16 protein-coding genes are annotated in these 18,198 nt (G+C 45.1%); 2 read left to right on the plus strand and 14 right to left on the minus strand.

All coding sequences use genetic code 11. The features are described 5' to 3' along the window. Nucleotides 1-23: 23 nt before the first annotated feature. Nucleotides 24-722 (plus strand): aquaporin Z, encoded by a 699-nt coding sequence (gene aqpZ, locus VA249_RS09975; protein WP_128810491.1) that lies wholly within the window; start codon nt 24-26, stop codon nt 720-722. A 41-nt stretch (nt 723-763) separates the two neighbouring features. Here aqpZ and recR read toward each other — a convergent pair whose 3' ends face one another. The 7 genes from recR to VA249_RS10005 all read right to left on the minus strand — a co-directional run bounded on the left by recR (nt 764) and on the right by VA249_RS10005 (nt 6,589). Further along, nucleotides 764-1,363 carry a recombination mediator RecR gene (gene recR, locus VA249_RS09980; protein WP_128810490.1) on the minus strand — a complete coding sequence of 200 codons (600 nt, stop codon included), beginning with the start codon at nt 1,361-1,363 and terminating at the stop codon, nt 764-766. Between the two features lie 30 nt (nt 1,364-1,393). Beyond that, nucleotides 1,394-1,723, minus strand: a complete 330-nt coding sequence (locus tag VA249_RS09985; protein ID WP_005460082.1) for a YbaB/EbfC family nucleoid-associated protein — start codon at nt 1,721-1,723, stop codon at nt 1,394-1,396. Between the two features lie 82 nt (nt 1,724-1,805). Next, on the minus strand, nt 1,806-3,974 hold the full coding sequence (gene dnaX / locus VA249_RS09990; RefSeq protein WP_221067890.1) for a DNA polymerase III subunit gamma/tau: 2,169 nt from the start codon (nt 3,972-3,974) through the stop codon (nt 1,806-1,808). 8 nt (nt 3,975-3,982) lie between these two features. Next, nucleotides 3,983-4,528, minus strand: a complete 546-nt coding sequence (gene apt / locus VA249_RS09995; RefSeq protein ID WP_128810488.1) for an adenine phosphoribosyltransferase — start codon at nt 4,526-4,528, stop codon at nt 3,983-3,985. Between the two features lie 165 nt (nt 4,529-4,693). Then, nucleotides 4,694-5,098 carry a YbaN family protein gene (locus VA249_RS10000; RefSeq protein ID WP_221067891.1) on the minus strand — a complete coding sequence of 135 codons (405 nt, stop codon included), beginning with the start codon at nt 5,096-5,098 and terminating at the stop codon, nt 4,694-4,696. 15 nt (nt 5,099-5,113) lie between these two features. Then, nucleotides 5,114-5,245 carry a hypothetical protein gene (locus VA249_RS24220; RefSeq protein WP_256997349.1) on the minus strand — a complete coding sequence of 44 codons (132 nt, stop codon included), beginning with the start codon at nt 5,243-5,245 and terminating at the stop codon, nt 5,114-5,116. 237 nt (nt 5,246-5,482) lie between these two features. Further along, nucleotides 5,483-6,589, minus strand: a complete 1,107-nt coding sequence (locus VA249_RS10005) for a response regulator (protein ID WP_221067892.1) — start codon at nt 6,587-6,589, stop codon at nt 5,483-5,485. A gap of 281 nt (nt 6,590-6,870) precedes the next feature. Here VA249_RS10005 and VA249_RS10010 point away from each other — a divergent pair, with 281 nt between their 5' ends. Then, on the plus strand, nt 6,871-7,746 hold the full coding sequence (locus VA249_RS10010; protein WP_221069922.1) for a LysR family transcriptional regulator: 876 nt from the start codon (nt 6,871-6,873) through the stop codon (nt 7,744-7,746). Nucleotides 7,747-7,827: 81 nt separating this feature from the next. Here VA249_RS10010 and purF read toward each other — a convergent pair whose 3' ends face one another. From purF to VA249_RS10045, 7 genes are all read right to left on the minus strand, one after another. After that, nucleotides 7,828-9,342 carry an amidophosphoribosyltransferase gene (gene purF / locus VA249_RS10015; RefSeq protein ID WP_221067893.1) on the minus strand — a complete coding sequence of 505 codons (1,515 nt, stop codon included), beginning with the start codon at nt 9,340-9,342 and terminating at the stop codon, nt 7,828-7,830. A 33-nt stretch (nt 9,343-9,375) separates the two neighbouring features. Further along, nucleotides 9,376-9,870, minus strand: coding sequence for a CvpA family protein (locus VA249_RS10020; RefSeq protein WP_211916234.1), 495 nt, complete (start codon nt 9,868-9,870; stop codon nt 9,376-9,378). A 61-nt stretch (nt 9,871-9,931) separates the two neighbouring features. Continuing rightward, nucleotides 9,932-10,525, minus strand: coding sequence for an SPOR domain-containing protein (locus tag VA249_RS10025; protein WP_221067894.1), 594 nt, complete (start codon nt 10,523-10,525; stop codon nt 9,932-9,934). A gap of 14 nt (nt 10,526-10,539) precedes the next feature. Then, nucleotides 10,540-11,802: a bifunctional tetrahydrofolate synthase/dihydrofolate synthase gene (gene folC / locus VA249_RS10030; protein WP_221067895.1), complete on the minus strand. Its 1,263-nt coding sequence runs from the start codon at nt 11,800-11,802 to the stop codon at nt 10,540-10,542. Between the two features lie 45 nt (nt 11,803-11,847). Then, nucleotides 11,848-12,774, minus strand: a complete 927-nt coding sequence (accD, locus tag VA249_RS10035; protein WP_221067896.1) for an acetyl-CoA carboxylase, carboxyltransferase subunit beta — start codon at nt 12,772-12,774, stop codon at nt 11,848-11,850. A gap of 195 nt (nt 12,775-12,969) precedes the next feature. Next, on the minus strand, nt 12,970-13,764 hold the full coding sequence (gene truA / locus VA249_RS10040; RefSeq protein ID WP_128810482.1) for a tRNA pseudouridine(38-40) synthase TruA: 795 nt from the start codon (nt 13,762-13,764) through the stop codon (nt 12,970-12,972). A gap of 126 nt (nt 13,765-13,890) precedes the next feature. Further along, nucleotides 13,891-18,105: a FimV/HubP family polar landmark protein gene (locus VA249_RS10045; protein WP_221067897.1), complete on the minus strand. Its 4,215-nt coding sequence runs from the start codon at nt 18,103-18,105 to the stop codon at nt 13,891-13,893. Between the last annotated feature and the right edge of the window lie 93 nt (nt 18,106-18,198).

The raw sequence follows: 18,198 nt of genomic DNA on the forward strand, positions 1-18,198 counted from the left end.
TCATCCCGAATATAGGAAACAATATGAATAAGTATATGGCAGAGTTATTTGGCACGTTTTGGTTGGTGCTTGGTGGCTGTGGTAGTGCGGTTTTGGCAGCAGGTTTTCCAGATTTAGGTATCGGTCTACTCGGTGTCTCTCTTGCTTTTGGTTTAACCGTCTTAACGATGGCATTCGCAATCGGTCATATTTCTGGGTGCCACTTGAACCCTGCTGTTACTGTCGGCTTATGGGCCGGTGGTCGTTTTGATACCAAAGATGTCGTGCCTTACATCATCGCACAAGTGATCGGAGGCATCATCGCAGGTGGTATTCTTTACGTCATCGCGACCGGGCAAGCTGGTTTTGATGTGGTTGGCTCAGGTTTCGCTGCGAATGGTTATGGTGAGCACTCTCCTGGTCAATACTCTTTAACAGCAGCACTCGTAGCAGAAATTATCATGACGATGATGTTTCTAATCGTCATTATGGGGGCGACAGATAAACGCGCACCTCAAGGGTTTGCACCTATCGCGATTGGCTTATGTTTAACTCTCATCCACTTAATCAGCATCCCTGTAACCAATACATCAGTTAACCCTGCACGTAGTACGGGTGTTGCTGTATTTGTTGGTGATTGGGCGGTCTCTCAACTTTGGTTATTCTGGGTTGCACCAATCGTGGGTGGTATTCTCGGCGCGCTGATTTACAAAAATCTTCTCGCAGGCGAATCAAACGACTAACGTTCTCGCATAAAAAAGCCGCTTTACAAAAGCGGCTTTTATTAAATCTTATGTCGACCCAGTAGTGAATGAGACAACGTCGTCCCATCAACAAGCTCCAACTCACCACCAACAGGAACACCATGGGCAATGCGACTCGCCTCAACTTGATGTTCTCTGCACAGTTCAGCGATATAGTGTGCCGTTGCTTCACCCTCAACCGTTGGATTGGTGGCAAGAATCACTTCCGTAACATCACCACGACGAAGACGATAATCCAATACATCAAGCCCAATATCACTTGGACCGATGCCATCTAGCGGCGACAAATGCCCCATAAGCGCAAAGTATCGACCAGAATATTGTCCAGTAGCTTCTACTGCCGCAATGTCCGCCGGGCTTTCTACCACACAAATCTGGCCGTTTTCTTGGCGTTTTGGGTTGGCACAAATGTGGCAGACGTCTTCCTCAGTGAAAGTTCGGCATTCGTTACAATGACCGATTTCCGTCATGGCTTGGCTCAGCACATCTGCAAGTTGCAGACCGCCTTTTCTATCACGCTGTAACAAATGAAAGGCCATACGCTGTGCCGACTTGGGGCCAACCCCAGGTAGACAACGTAAGGCCTCCATCAATTGTTCCAGCATATGGCTGGTACGCATTTAAAATCCGCTTAATTAGAGTTCAGCAGATTAGAATGGCATTTTCATGCCTGGTGGTAATTGCATACCGCCAGTAACAGAAGCCATTTTCTCTTTTTGTGTCTCTTCAACGCGACGAGCAGCATCATTGAACGCAGCAGCGATCAGATCTTCTAGCATCTCTTTGTCGTCTTCCATCAGACTTTCATCGATGTCAACACGACGCACGCTGTGGCTACCAGTGATCGTTACTTTAACTAGACCAGCACCAGACTCGCCGGTTACTTCCATATTCGCGATTTCTTCTTGAAGCTTTTGCATGCGTTCTTGCATTTGCTGGGCTTGCTTCATTAGGTTGCCCATACCGCCTTTACCAAACATGTTTATCTCTCTGGTTTCATTAGGTGTTGCATCTGTAAATGGGGCTATCAATAGACATTTTCAACCCCACTCCGTTCAATTTTTAGATAGGACGTACACTATCTTTATCAAGCTCTGCGGCGAATCGACGTTCAATAAATTGAACATGTGGATCGTTTTCTAAACTGTTGAGAGCTTGTTGTAATTTCTCTTGATAGAGCCTATCTCTAAGCTCTAAAGGCGTTTCACCATTTTCACTTATATCGACACTTAGGTGGCAATCTTCACCTAACACTGTATTCAGCGCACTCAGCAATTCACTTTGCGCTCTGTCAGTATTTAAATGTGCTTGGCTACTTCTTAATTGTAGCGAAACACTCGAGCCTGTTTTGTCAAAGTGCGAGTTTAGAGCCAATTGTTCCACCAATTTTGGTGTCTCCATTTGGCTAATCAACTTCGCCCATTCGCTCTTCTCGAGAGATTCATCAACCAATTTTTGCGCCATCTCTGGCGTTTTTTCATGCTCTAAAGCTTGCTTGAGCTGTGTCGGTGTCAGTTCTGTTTTGGCTTTTTTTTCTACTGGCTTACTAGGGCGCCAACGGTATGCTTCATCCTCAATTTTTTGCTTTTCAGCTTGAGGGATAGCTTTAGACGACACCTGCGCAGAATTGCCATGAAGTTGCGCTACACGGTCAATAACCGAGTCTTTACTTGCAGATGTCGTTCTAGACTTTTTTGGGCCACCACTTTGGTTTGTCGCTTGTAGCTGTCCCTGCCGTTGGGAGCGAAGCTGATGACGAAGTCCGCCTAAGCCAGTGCGTACAGGTGCTTCAGACGCTGCCTGAGGCTGCTGAGGCGCATGTTCTACGGACGTAGAGCTTCCACCCACTGGAGGCGCAATATCATACTGTGCCGGTGCCACATCATGTCCAGGCTGGTATTCCGACGAATAGTGCGAGGCATCAGGCATCGGGGGAACTTGTGGGTTCGCAGCGGGAGGAAGTGATGATGCTGCCATGTTAGAAGCATCGCCCCTCGCTCGTTGCGAATCCTGTAAAGGTTGCATTTGGGCATGCGAAGATGATGCTTGTGGCGTTGGCTGCGACACTTCTCTTACTTGATTTGCCCCATGAGCCGGAACGGATTGAGACGGTGAAGCCGTCGAAATAATATTCGCATGAGTGTTCGTCGCGGGACGGAATGCCATCATACGCAATACGATCATTTCCATGCCGACACGGCCATTTGGCGACAAGGTTAAGTCTTCACGGCCTTTTAGAGCAATTTGATAGTAAAGCTGCACATCTTGAGGTGTCAGCGCTCTACTCAATAATTCAATTTTTTCTGCGTCAGGTTGAGCTTGATCCAACGTCGATGGCAGTGCCTGATACATTGCCACGCGATGTAATTGGGTAGCGATTTGCTGAAGCAAACCATCCCACTCAACACCATTCGAAGCAAGTTGTTGGATCTTATCCATTGCTTGTTGAGGTTGCTTACTGCTGATCGATTCAAGCAAATGAATAGCTTGGTCTGTATCAATCGTCCCGAGCATGTGACTAACAATGTCGGTTTGAATCGACCCGTTACCCAAAGCAATCGCTTGATCGGTTAAGCTCAAAGCATCACGCATACTGCCATCGGCTGCATGAGAAATCATGCCGAGCGCTCTCGCATCCGCAGAGACTTGCTCTTTTTCCAAAATATGATCAAGTTGCTGATGAATATCATCAACACTGATTGGTTTTAGATGGAATTGCAGACAGCGAGACAAAATTGTCACTGGCAGCTTTTGTGGATCCGTTGTTGCCAACAAGAACTTCACATACTCCGGCGGCTCTTCCAAGGTTTTTAACAACGCATTGAAAGAATGACGCGACAGCATGTGCACCTCATCAATGAGGTACACTTTAAAGCGCCCGCGAGCGGGTTTGTACTGAACGTTATCTAATAGTTCACGAGTATCTTCAACTTTAGTACGAGATGCAGCATCGATCTCTAACAAGTCGACAAAGCGACCCTCATCAATCTCACGGCAAGTATCACACTCACCACATGGGCTAGCTGTTATCCCCGTTTCACAGTTCAGACCTTTTGCAAATAAGCGGCCAATCGACGTTTTACCAACGCCTCTAGTACCGCTAAATAGGTACGCATGGTGTAAGCGATTTTGCGCTAACGCATTTTCTAAAGCAGTAAGGACATGACGCTGGCCTACGACTTGTTCAAATTTGTTAGGACGCCATTTTCGCGCTAAAGCTAAATAACTCATTGAATGTATTAGTGTCCTTCAAACTCGCAAATGCTGTATACGTTCAGGCCTAGCGCTTCTAAACGCTTGTCACCACCAATTTCTGGTAGGTTAATCACGAACGCCGCATGCTCTACTTCACCGCCAAGTTGACGGATCAGTTTTGTTGTCGCTTCGATTGTGCCACCTGTCGCTAGCAAATCATCAACAACAAGCACTTTATCACCTTCAACGATAGCATCAGTATGAATTTCTAGTGTATCAACGCCATACTCAAGCTCGTAAGACTGCGCGATAGTAGGACGTGGTAACTTGCCTGGTTTACGCACAGGAACAAAGCCTACACCGAGTTCAAGCGCTAACGGAGCACCAAATAAGAAACCACGAGCTTCTGTACCAACCACTTTTGTAAAGCCCATGTCTTTGTAACGCTCAACCAATAGGTTAATCGTTGCTTGATACGCTTTTGCGTCTTCTAAAAGGCTCGTTACATCACGAAATAGAATGCCCGGTTTTGGGTAATCTTGAATGCTTTGGATGCTAGATTTGATCAGTGAGATTGTTTCTGTAGTCATAATACCGATTTACTTAGATTGGTCTATCACCCTCTATTCTTATCGCAACATCACGAGGGCAACAAACAATAGGTTTTCACCGCTATGGATTTACTTTCATAAATGTCACAAGCGCTGAAAATACAAACGCCCACTCGAAGAGTGGGCACACTATTCTCTACAATCTTAGTGATTTTCTTCTCGGTCAGCAACCAACTCAATCACAGGTAAGCGTATAAACCAACTTAGTAAAACGATTAGCATCACTAAAAGTGCAATTTTCACCCAAAGAAGAGGCACAACAACAATAGAAAGGCAGAAACTAAGCACGATGAATACGGCACCACGCTGTTTTACTTTACGGGTGACGGCACGATTGTTATGCCAATTTTTTAGTATTGGACCAAATGTTTTGTGCTCATGAAGCCAACTGTGAAATGCAGGGCTGCCTCGCATAAAGCATGCACTAGCTAAAAGAATAAAAGGAGTGGTTGGTAGGAGTGGAAGGGCGATACCCAAAACGCCAAGAATTAAACAAAGTCCACCAGCAACATTGAAGAAATAACGCTTAATACGAATGGTGGACTCCAAGAAACAAACACGCGATTAAAAACCTGCGTAACTGTTCATTACGCGAAACCAGGTTAACGTTGCAGGTAAAGTTGGAATTAAAAGAACTGCAATGAAACCCAAAAAGTAAAAAATATTATAAGGCTCTTTAAAATCTTTGTCTGCCATGATGCTTCTTCTCACTTGTTGACTGTACTTCCCTCACTGCCCCAACATCAACCCATTCAGAGTTAATGTATAGTTGCAAAAATGAGTCTTTATTGTTGAAAATCGAGTGTACAGTAAACTATGTGTTCTAAACACCAACTCAAAGTAAGGTTATTATTCTAAAGCGATCCCGGTAGCATTATTTTCATACAAAAAAGCAGCGAAAACGCGCTGCTTTTTTTAATTTGTGAGTAAATATTACGCTAGCCGACTTTTACGAACAATATTCAAGCTAAAACTCGATGAACCTAAGCACCCTATCGTCAGTTGTCCTGTGACATCAATCGGCAAATCTCGGGTAATAAAGTTCTTCATACTGCCATTTCCTAGTCGATTCCCAGCTGCAATGTGCTGGTTATCATGCCCATCTGACCACTGGCTATCTAGCCCAGCAGGTAAGATTGATACCGATGAGGAAGCTAAATCGGCGACACCAAACAGCGCGTTGACAGCCCCCGTTCCATTCGAGCACTGAATACCTTTCTCTACAATTCCCGCTAAATCTTTGAGGTCCGCACTAAAGTTACTAAGATTTCTGAGGTAATCATCAAATAAAGCTCGCACCAACAATGTCGACGCCACACCCTCATGTTCTAGTGAAGCTGAATCTACTAAATAAAAAACAAACTGTCCGTTCATTAACCAGCGGTAATCAAAGACAAGTGGCATCACATCTGTCGATTGTAATAGGCGATAAGAGCACTTCCAGTCGCCTTGAGATGTGTCTTTCTCAGGCAACAACGCATGCAGTAAATCTCTAGCTGCATTAGGGTTTTGCTGTAAGTACTCTAAATGCCAGTAGAGTTCTTGCTCATCAGGCATTTCTCCACCATCATCAACACGGAACCATTGACTGGCAAAATCACGTTGTTCTGAAAAATGGCAATCACTGTCTTCAAGCGTATTGTCTATCGCTTTAGACAAGTGGTCGTAGTTTATAATAGGTTTTGCCAAAAAATCTTTAATGCCAAACCGTAGCGCTTTTGCAACGTCAGACATTTCATCCGTTCCGGACACAACAATTAATGGCATAGATGGATATTCGAGGCTCACTTCCTCAACAAACTCTATTCCGTCTAAGACAGGCATGGACAAGTCACATATCACTAAGTCTGGTTGGTACTCTCTTAATAACTTAAGCGCCTCCAAACCATTCTCAGCTTCTACAAGGCTATATCCTTGGCTGCCCAGATAGGCACCAGTCACTCCACGAAATACTGGATCATCGTCAACTAACATTATCAGTTTGTGATGAACCACTTCCTGCGCCGAGACCATTGCCGTTTGACTGTGAGTTTTAAGCATACCTTTTACCTCACAAAGCTCAGTCAAAAAACAAAATTGAAGTTCTTATTCTTATTTTATTCACATCTTACAGATCGCTATGCAGCAAGACATCAGGCCCTTTCACCTTGCCTTAAAAAGTAGCTTGTTATTAGCATATATACAAATATTCGATTATTAAACAGTGTTTACTCACTAAGGGGTAGTGTGTTCAAATAATGCAACATGTTGACTTAACGCAACCTTTGATTGCAAAGTTAGTTATAAATTAGCCAAAACGGTAACTGAGTGTGTCTGGAAATATGAAATTAGATGATTTAAACCTATTTCGATTAGTCGTCGAAAATGGGAGCTATACCGCAACTTCGCGTAAAACCATGATTCCTGTGGCGACGATCACTCGACGCATTCAAGCGCTTGAAGACTCAGTAAACTTAAGGCTGCTGAACCGCCATGCGCGTAAACTTTCTCTTACAGAAGCTGGCGAACGTTTTTATCATGAGTGCTCCCCACTTTTGCAAAGATTGACTTCTGCTGCCGAAGAAATTACCGATGATTGCCGCGGCGCATCAGGAAAAATCAAAATTTCCGCACCATACAATCTTACCAAGCGCATGATGATGCCGATGTTTAATAGCTTTATGCAGCAATACCCGGACATCAACATCGAGCTAACAACAGAAAGTAATGCAGACCAGTTAGACCCAACGGAATGGGATGTTATTTTCCGAGTTGGTCCACAGCGTGATTCAAGTCTGATTGCACGTAAGATTGGTGAAGTGAAAGATATTTTGGTCGCGAGCCCTGATTACTTAGCCACTAACCCTGCACCAAATCATGCAGAAGAGTTGTCCAATCACTCTTTACTTAAAGGATACCCTCTCATTAAGTGGACACTCATCAATAGCAAGGGGGAATCTGTCGTGAATGTAGAGCGAGGCCGTTTCCAAGCAAACGCTCTGAATGTGGTTCGCAGTTCATGTTCTGAGGGTTTAGGCATCACGTTAATGCCGGATGTAATGATCAAGGAGTTCATTGAAAGTGGTGATTTAGTGCGTATTCTTCCAGATTGGAGTGCAAACCCGCGCGACATCTACATGCTTTACAACCACAAAGATCACTTACCAGAAAAAGTGCGTCTATTTATTGATTTCGTGATCGCTTACAACATTCACTAAGCTGAAAAACATAAACGAATAGAAACAAAAAACCAGAGCCTTTGAAGCTCTGGTTTTTTAATGCCTTGGATAAAGGGCTATTTAAGCGCCTTCGTTGTGCAGCTCTAAATTAGCAAGATCTTGCTGAATTTCAGCTTGCGTCTTCGCGTCATCATTACGCAGACCGTCAAGGAAATCGAGGTATTGCTGGTCAATATCCCCCGTAACATATTCACCATTAAATACTGAGGTATCGAATTGACTGATGTCTTGGTTACCAAGGCCAACAGCTTCAACAAGATCATCAAGACGTTGATAAATCAGCGCATCTGCGCCAATTTGTTTACAAATGCTGTCGTTATCACGGCCATGAGCAATAAGTTCAGTGGCGCTTGGCATATCAATACCATAAACGTTCGGGAAGCGAACTTCTGGTGCAGCTGAAACCATGAACACTTTGTTTGCACCTGAATCGCGAGCCATCTCGATGATCTGTTCAGATGTTGTTCCGCGCACAATTGAATCATCAACAAGCAGTACATTCTTGCCTTTAAATTCAGAGCGAATGGCATTCAGTTTACGACGAACTGATTTCTTACGCTGTTGCTGACCCGGCATGATAAAGGTACGGCCTACATAACGGTTTTTCACGAAACCTTGGCGGTATGGTTTATCAATAGCTTGAGCAATTTGCAGCGCAATGTCGCACGACGTTTCTGGAATAGGAATAACCACGTCGATATCTAAATCTGCATAATCTTCACGAATACGTTCACCAAGCTTTTTACCCATCTCTACACGTGCGCTGTAAACGGAAATCTTATCGATAAACGAATCTGGACGGGCAAAATAAACGAATTCGAAAATACATGGGTTCAGTTTTGGATTGTCACCACACTGTTTCGTAAATAACTTGCCATCGAACGTTGCGTAAATCGCTTCACCTGGCGCAACATCGCGAACAAAGTCGAAGCCAACCGCATCCAATGCGACTGATTCTGACGCGACCATATATTCTGTTTTACCGTTTACTTCACGCTTACCTAAGCATAAAGGACGAATACCGTGTGGGTCGCGGAAAGCAATCATGCCATGGCCAATGATCATTGCCGCTACTGCATAAGCGCCGCGGATTGTACGGTGTACGTTCGTGACAGCGCGGAAAACGTCATCAGCCGTCACATTGCCCTTTACCGTATCGATCTCATGTGCAAGTACGTTTAAAAGCACTTCAGAGTCTGAGGTGGTGTTGATATGACGACGATCTTTTTCAAACAGTTTCTGACGAACTTCATTCGCGTTAGTCAGGTTGCCGTTATGAGCTAAAGTAATACCGAAAGGAGAGTTTACGTAGAAAGGTTGAGCTTCAGAGGCACTTGAACTGCCTGCAGTTGGGTAACGAACATGACCAATGCCAACCTCACCCTGTAAGCGTTGCATGTGTCTTGCTTCGAACACATCTTTCACCAAACCGTTCGCCTTACGCAGACGGAAACGATTGCTTTCTATGGTACAAATACCAGCGGCATCTTGGCCACGATGCTGTAACACCGTTAACGCGTCATAAATAGACTGGTTTACAGGCGTTGTGCCCACGATTCCAACAATACCACACATGTCCTGATCCTCGATTTTCGACAGTAGCTGGCACTACTTAATAGTGCCAGACAAAAAACTTGATGTTGCTTGTAAGTGCTCGAAGAATGGGGCAATGATACGGCTGAACTCAGGGACCAACTGTGATTCTTTCCACCAATCCGAGCTTGGGAATGCAGTAAACGCATCCATAAAAAACAGCAACGCAGAAACAATCAGTACTCCGCGTAAACCACCAAACACAACACCGAGAATTCGGTCAGTACCAGATAGCCCTGTTTTTTGTACCAGTTGACCAATGACGTAATTCACCACTGCACCAACCACTAAGGTTGCGACGAATAACGCCGCAATTGCGGCTCCGTTTCGAAACATGTCATCTTCGATGTTGGTAAAATACACCGCCAATTTGGCGTAGTAATTACTGGAGATAAAAAATGCTCCGAACCAAATCACCAAAGACAAAGCTTCTTTAGCAAAACCGCGAACTAAACTGATCAGAGCTGAAAATCCGATCACACCTAAAATGACAAAATCTAACCAATTCATGTTTTCTTCATCTTAAGTTGGCGCGCATTTTAACAGAAAAAATGCTGACGCAAACGTTTTCTTATGGATTTAATGGCTTAAATTTAAGCAATTGACCTTTTGAGCCTGTAATTTTTTGTAATTCCTTGACCTGTCGTTCAAGTTTACTTTTTGACACATCAGGACCAACAATTACTCGAGTAAAAGTATTTTCTTTTTTCACATGAGCTTGATAGCCACGCTTCTGTAAATCCTCTACTAATGCAACTGCATTCTCATGGTTTTTCAATGCCATCAACTGAATGATCCAGGCCGAATCTTCATATTGATTTTTTTCTTCAACCGGACGAACAGCCACTTCCACTTGTTCAGGTTGGCTTGCTTCTTTTGGCTGAGTGGATACTTCCGGCTTTGAGTCAGAAACAGCAATAGTCGAATCTTCTGATTCATCTACTGTCGCAGAGACCGGAGACTCTGGCAGAGTGATATCGTCCTCCACCGGTTCTAGTATTTCAAAATTTTCCACATCACTATCAAGCTCAGGTTTGATAGGAATGCTGGCAAATTCTTCTTTATAGTGCAGTTTCTTACCATCTAGAACATCGGGGAGCACAATGACCCCCACTGCGACCAAGATGATGGTGCCGACTAAACGACTTTGGAATTTACTTGCCATCAAATTACCTTTGATTACTCATTATTTGATTGCCAATGCTCCAATACCTCACCGACAGTATGGAAAGAACCAACCACTAAAATGACATCATCTTTCGCTGCGTTATTTGTCGCCGCCTCAAATGCGTCTACTGGTGTTTGGAACTGAATTTGTCCCTGAGGTAAATGCTGGCACAACTCATCGGCTGTTGCGGCACGCGGGCCTGTAAGCGATGCAGGGTACCATTGCGTTGCGATTGGGGTTAGTGCTTCAATCGTCGCCTTAATGTCTTTGTCGTGCAACATCGCCACCACGACATGGATATTCTTATCCTTGTATTGATGTTTCACTCTCTCAACAAGATACTCTGCTGAGTGTGGGTTATGTGCCACATCAAGCACAATTTCTGGCCCCGTTTGCAATACCTGCATTCGGCCAGCTAGGCGAGCATTATTCAAGCCATTAACAATGTTAATGTCAGTGATTTGCAATTCTGACGCCCCTAATGCCATCAATGCGGTTGCAGCGTTAGGCAATGGAAGAGCCGGAACCGGCAGATCCGCTAAATCAAATGCACCACTGCTCCACTTCCAACCTTTCTCTGTCAATTGGTAATCGAACTGAATGCCGACTTGGAAGAATTCCGCTTTGATGTCATCTGCATGCGCAGCAACGGTTGCTGGCGGCATTGGCTGACCACATATAGCTGGCTTGCCTGCACGGTAAATACCGGCTTTTTCAAAACCAATGACATTGATGTCGTCACCTAGCCAGTCAACATGGTCGATAGCCAAGCTCGTAATCACTGAGACATCGTGATCCACCACGTTGGTCGCATCTAAACGCCCCCCTAGGCCAACTTCTAACAGAACTACATCGACGTTCTCAACTTGGAAAATACGAAGTGCAGCAAGTGTGCCGAATTCAAACAAGCTAAGACTGATTTCGCCGCGTTGCTGCTCAACATAGTCGAATGCTTCACAGTGTTTCTTGTCTTCAGCGTCTACACCGTTAATGCGAACACGCTCGTTGTATCGAATTAGGTGTGGAGAACTGTAAACACCGACTGAGTAGCCTGCATCGAGTAGAATCGCTTCCATTAACGCACATGTTGAGCCCTTACCATTGGTGCCGGCAACAGTAATCACAGTAGGAGCTGGTTTGGTGAGGTTCGCCTTTTGTGCTACCGCTTGAACGCGGTCTAAGCCAAGGTCGATTGCTGAAGTGTGGAGATTTGTTAAATAATCAAGCCACATCGCTAGAGAGGATGTGGCTTGAGGAATAGAGTTTTGGGTCATCTAACTTTAACCATTAATTTCTTTGGTTTTATGTTAGTTGCTACTTTACCCTTTTTCGTCCGCTTCTGGTACAGAATATGGTTCTTCATTTGGAGATTCGTTAACCGAGACCACCATTGGAGACTTGTGGTTAGTTAGTTTAGCCACTAAACCACCGACACGTTGACGCATTTCACGACGGTCAACAATCATATCAATCGCACCGTGCTCTAGCAGAAACTCACTGCGTTGGAAGCCTTCCGGAAGATCTTCACGTACTGTCTGCTCGATAACACGGCGACCAGCAAAGCCGATCAGCGCTTTAGGTTCACCAATATTGATGTCACCCAACATCGCCAAACTCGCTGATACACCACCCATAGTTGGGTCAGTCAGTACAGAAATAAATGGCAGGCCTTTTTCTGATAATCGTTCAAGTGCTGCACTGGTTTTCGCCATTTGCATTAGAGACATCAAAGCCTCTTGCATACGAGCGCCACCACTTGCTGAAAAACAAACAAGCGCGCAGTTGTTTTCAATTGCCGCTTCAACCGCTTTAACAAAGCGAGCACCGACAACTGAACCCATTGAACCGCCCATAAATGAGAATTCAAACGCACACGCGACTAGCGGCATACCAAGCAATTCACCTTGCATGACCACTAAGGCATCTTTCTCTCCACTGCTCTTTTGTGCAGCAGAAATACGCTCTTTGTAACGCTTTGAATCTTTGAATTTAAGTTTATCTTGCGGTTCAAACTCTGTACCAAGCTCAACACGATCACCCTCGTCTAAGAATGTTTCCAGACGACGACGCGCTTTCATGCGCATGTGATGATTACACTTCGGACAAACTTCTAGGTTACGCTCTAGTTCTGCATGGTATAGAACCTGCTCACAAGAGGTACATTTCGTCCACACGCCTTCAGGAATAGAAGCTTTGCGTGAACTAACAAGGTTGCTTTTTTCTAAAATCTTTTCAAGCCAACTCATGGAAGACCTTTTCTTTCAATTCTTCCGCTTCATTGCGAAAGAGATAAATTCGGAATATTACAGATGGATTAAAACATATCTTGCTGCGACTGTAGATAAAAAACTGGTTGTACCTATTTTTGCTACCACTCACAACGCATTGTTTTTCTATTAATTACGCCTAACGTACCGATATTTTGAAACAAAGTCGCAAACTTAGTTCAAATTATCTGGTAAAAATAGCGGACCGATCGGCACTTGTGGTAATCCAAATTCTTCTGGGTAGTCGACATCAACCAAATACAAGCCCTCGGCTTTTGCGGTTGCGCCTGCTAACGTACGATTTTTCGCATCAAGCAGTTGCTTAATCCACTCAGGTTTTTCTTCACCACGCCCCACTTTAATCAAGCTACCCGTAATGTTACGTACCATATGGTGAACAAAAGCATTCGCCTTGATATCAATCACCACATAATCACCATGTCGAGTCACGTTTAAATGCATCATATTGCGAAATGGACTCAATGATTGGCAATGTGCCGCACGGAACGAGCTGAAGTCATTTTCACCGAGCAGGTACTGCCCTGCTTCATGCATTTTTTTCTCATCCAACTCACCATGATAGTGGCTGACACCTGAATTTAAGATGCCAGGACGTAATGCGTGATTGAAAATGATGTAGCGGTAACGGCGCGCTGTCGCTGAGAATCGAGCATGGAAATCATCCGAAACTTCTGCGGCCCAACGCACTGCAATGTCACTCGGCATATTGGCATTAGCGCCCATGGTCCAAGCCACCATTTTTCGACTCACGTTTGTGTCAAAGTGGACAACCTGACCTGTGCCATGCACTCCAGCATCTGTACGACCTGCGCACTGAACTTCTACTGGATGATTCGCTACGATAGAGAGGGCTTTCTCGAGCTCTTCTTGGACGCTTTTCACTTCTCGTTGGCGCTGCCAGCCAAAGTAGTTTGTACCGTTATACTCGATACCTAATGCGATTCTCATTTTAACCTTCGGACTCTAAAATGGGGCGGGAAGTATATACCTAAGTCACCTCTCGTTGCTAGTTTCAGCCCATATGACTGACATGACAGATACAAAAATGGGCAACATTTGCTGCCCATTTTTTATTTATCGACCGTGGATGGAATCGATGAGGCGCTTAGCTTCTCGTCGAATATCATCTTCACCGTAGACAATGGCCTCTTCTAACAACTTAATCGCACCTTGCGGATCATTCATTTCAAGGTAGATCTTTGCTAAGTCCAGCTTACCTGCGGCTTCAGCATTGTTATCAACATCAAAGTCACCGATATCCCCAATCACATCAGGAAATTCATTTAGACCAACATCAAGTTTAAGATCTTGCTCTTCAAAATCCCCACTATCTTGATCCACTTGAGCCATTAGCTCATCAATGGTCATGAACTGATTTTTCTTTGGATCAAAGTCGGTAAGATCATCTTGTTCTGCCCAGTTTTCTTGCGCGATCTGTGGTTGTGCTAACGCTTCGGCAGAGCCCCACACATCTCGCTGATCTTCCGGAATCTCTTCTGCCGATACTGCATTACTGGACGGTAATTTGAAGCCATCCCAGTCATCACCAACATCGAGCATAGCTTCAAAATCCATACCCGCACTGGCGATCGTATCGCTGTCTAGCTTACCTTCGAAAACTTCCGACTCAGCATCCTCTGATAAAAGATTTGCCATTGCCGACTCTTCGAAGTCACTCAAGGTTGCGTCTGCGTCGTCATTCGTTAGTTTAGAATCAACCTCTGCACTAAACGCTTCATGTTGAGCAAACATGTCAAACAACGCGTCATGATCGTTATCAGCTTGAATAACAGGTTGAGAGCTCATGAGTGGCTCTGCCGCAGTCAAAGGTTCTTCTGCTTCTGCCTTTACATCTTGGTCAGTGAGGGAGGCTAACGCATCCTCTTCATTGAACTCTGGTAGATCCCAATCTTCAAGATCGAACTCGTCTTCGTCTGCTGCGCTGTCAACTTGCGCTTGAGGTTCAGCCCTTTCTGAAGCGGCTAGCGCTGGCTCTTCCGCCATTGAAGCAAGCGCATCTTCTTCACTGAACTCTGGTAGATCCCAGTCTTCAAGATCGAACTCGTCTTCGTCTGCTGCGCTTTCAACCGGTGCTAGAGGCTCTGCCATTTCAGACGCCGCAAGCGCAGGCTCATCCGCCATTGATGCGCGAGCATCATCTTCGGTGAACTCTGGTAAATCTAAGCTTTCAAGATCGAACTCATCTTCGTCTACTGCGCTTTCAACTGGAACTTGAGGCTCTGCTATTTCAGACGCCGCAAGCGCAGGTTCTTCAGACATTGATGCGCGTGCATCATCTTCGGTGAACTCTGGTAAATCCAAGCTTTCAAGATCGAACTCATCTTCGTCTGCTGCGCTTTCAACTGGTGCTTGAGGCTCTGCTATTTCAGACGTCGCAAGCGCAGGTTCTTCAGACATTGATGCGCGAGCATCGTCTTCGGTGAACTCTGGTAAATTCAGCTCATCGAAATCAAACGCTTCATCCTCAGTCGGCTTCGATTCGTTCGAGCTTGCCGCAATTGGCTCTTGTTCGATTTTACTCTCAGGCTCAATCTCATCGATTAACCAATCTTCTTCTTGAGGGATACCAAATTCATTTTCAACCGTATTTGGCGTCGGAGTAAATACAGGCTCTTGTGCAACCTCAGGTTTTGTCTCCGCTTCATCTTCAACTTGAGGTGATTCAGTAACCTCTTCTGGCTGAGCATCCGATACATCAACGTTTTCGACAAGGTCGTCTTCGCTTGGCGCTAAAGACGCATCAGGCTCTGGTTCAAACTCTGGTTCAAAATCAGATTCAAGTTCTCGCTCAGAATCACTAGCGTCCGGGTCTGGTTGCTCAGTGCCTGCTCTTGGCAGCTCTTCCTGCGCTTGCTCATCAATCTCAGATTGCTCATCTATCACCGGTTGGTTGTCGCTTAACAGCGCATCAATATCCAAACCTGAATCTAGACCAAGCGCCGCTTTTTCATCTTCAAGATCCGCCGAAGTTTCAGCCCCTCCTGGAGATTGAGGTGGTGATTTTTGCGCTTCTTCTACTTCCGTTGTTGACTCTGGGTTGTCAAAACCGAGTGATGCAAGGAGTTCATCATCGCTTAGTGAATTTACTGTTTGTTCAGGTTGTTCTGACTGTTCTAATTGTTCTGATTGCTTAGGCTCATCATCTTCACGAATCAAGTCATCAAAAGGATCGACGCCTCCGTCGGTTTCGCTTTGCGTTTCTTCGGAAGAATCGTTGCTCAGAAGTTCGTCTAATAAGTCAACACTGTCTTCGTCGATGTCTTCCAGTTCATCGTCACTTTCAAAACCAGACAGCTTCTCTAATTCATTCAGTGGATCAAAGTCGTCGTCTGATGAATCTTCATCATCAAAGCCGATCAACTCATCAAGTAACTCTGTGCTGTCTTCATCAATGGACGGTTCTTCATTCAAGCCTGAAATATCTTCTAGCTCTTCTAACGGATCCAATCCATCTAGAGACGCGCCATCGTCTTCACCGAGCAACTCATCCAGTAGAGCAGACTCATCTTCTTCGCTTGAGTCCGTATCCGATAGGCCTGATAGCGATGCCAACTCTTCAAACACATCATCATCAGATTCTGAGCTTTCTGATGGTTGGTATTCAGCCAGCAATTTATCGATGTCGTCATCTGAAGCGTCATCCAAAGAAGCGGTTTGCTCAAATGATTCTGTTGAGGAAGATTGACCCTCAACATCCAGATCGAGGTCTTCCGTCGCATACTCAGCAAACAAATCATCAAGCATGGCTTGATCAACCGTGTCGTTTTCAAGTGATTCTTTCGCATCATCACCCGATAACAAATCGGCAAATGGGTCATCGTCTTCGTCTTCGTCAGACAAATCAAAGTCTGAATCTTCGCCGCCAAGTTCAATGTCTAGTTCTGGTGACGCTTCATCAAGCGCACGTTCCATCTCTTCGAGACCGAGTGCTTTTTCATCACCATTAACTTTTATACCATTGCTTGATGAATCAAACTCATCAAAACCAACGTCTAAATCGCCGTCATCATCAATACTTGCGAATGGGTCATCGCCATCATCCCCTTCAAGGTTGAAATCAAGATCTTCATCATCAAGATTGCCAAAGACATCGTCTTGTTTTTGTTCCTCTTCTTGGTCGAACAGGTTCTCTGTCTCATCATCACCGAATAAGTCGTCATCTAGGCTAAGCTCTTCTTCTAGCTCTTCCGCAGCCGCTAAACCTATTGGCGCCGCCATAGGGTCTAGGCTTTGCGATGCTTGTTCAGCTTGCGCTTGCGCCTCTTCTTCTTTCGCGCTATTACGACGGCCCATCAACATGACAATGAGCAAGGCGAACAACGCGCCTGGAATCAGGGCCGCAAGACCGACAAGCCATCCATTTGACAAGATTTTGTCCATGGTGCTTGGCTGCAAGCGCTGTTGCTCTGCGATGCGCTGCCTTTCTTCCTCAAGCAGTTTCTCGACTTCGGTACGAATGCGCTCTTCATCATTCAGTTCGTTCTTTAGACTCTCAACTTCATTCTGAACTTCAGACAGCATCAAACGTAAACGGTGATTCTTTTCTTCTAAAGACTCCATTTCACTTTGTGATACTTCGAGTTTGTCTTTAAGAGCCGAGACCTGTTTTTGCCCCTCTGGAGAGGTATTAGCCACCGGAATCGGCTTAACTGTCTCAGCAGGTGCACTTAAGCTATCTAGAGATTTCGCTTCAGGTTTCGCTTGCGGTTTAACGACAGTCTGAGTTGGAGTTTCAGGCTTAGGAGCTGAAACAACCGGCTTAGGAGGCGAGACAACTGGCTTCGGTTGTTCCGCTTTTGGTTTAGGTTGTAGTGGCTTCGTTTTGGCTTGAGCCAACTTAGCTTCATGCGCTTTCATGATCGCGACCGCTTGTGCGGTGGTCGCGCTCTGCACCTGATCTAAAGATGGGACACGTAAACGACTTCCAGGAATAAGCTCGTGGATATTTTGATTTTCAAACGCTTGAGGGTTAATTCGATAAATGGCAAGTAGCGTTTGCTGTACGGAAACCTGACGAGACGGTCGCAATTGAGAAGCGATAGACCATAGAGTCTCGTTTCCATCTGTTGGACCAAAAAAGCGCGATGGCTGGTCATTTTCAGGAGGCGTTGGTAGCGCTCTTTCAATCTCCTCAGCATAGCTTGGAGATGTTTGTACTTCACCAGAGGGCCCTACAAGTCGAATTCCTTCGGCTTGAACCACTGACGATGTCTGAGTAGCGCTGATTAGAACGAGAGTTGCTAATAAACGCTTATAATTTTGACGCATAGAAGGCTCAGTTTGGTGCTAGTAACAATTTGAAATGGTGATCGGTTAAATATATCGGATATAGCACGCAAAACTATAGCTTTGAGGGTAAAA

The organism is Vibrio alfacsensis (assembly GCF_019670485.1).
Taxonomy (GTDB): domain Bacteria; phylum Pseudomonadota; class Gammaproteobacteria; order Enterobacterales; family Vibrionaceae; genus Vibrio; species Vibrio alfacsensis.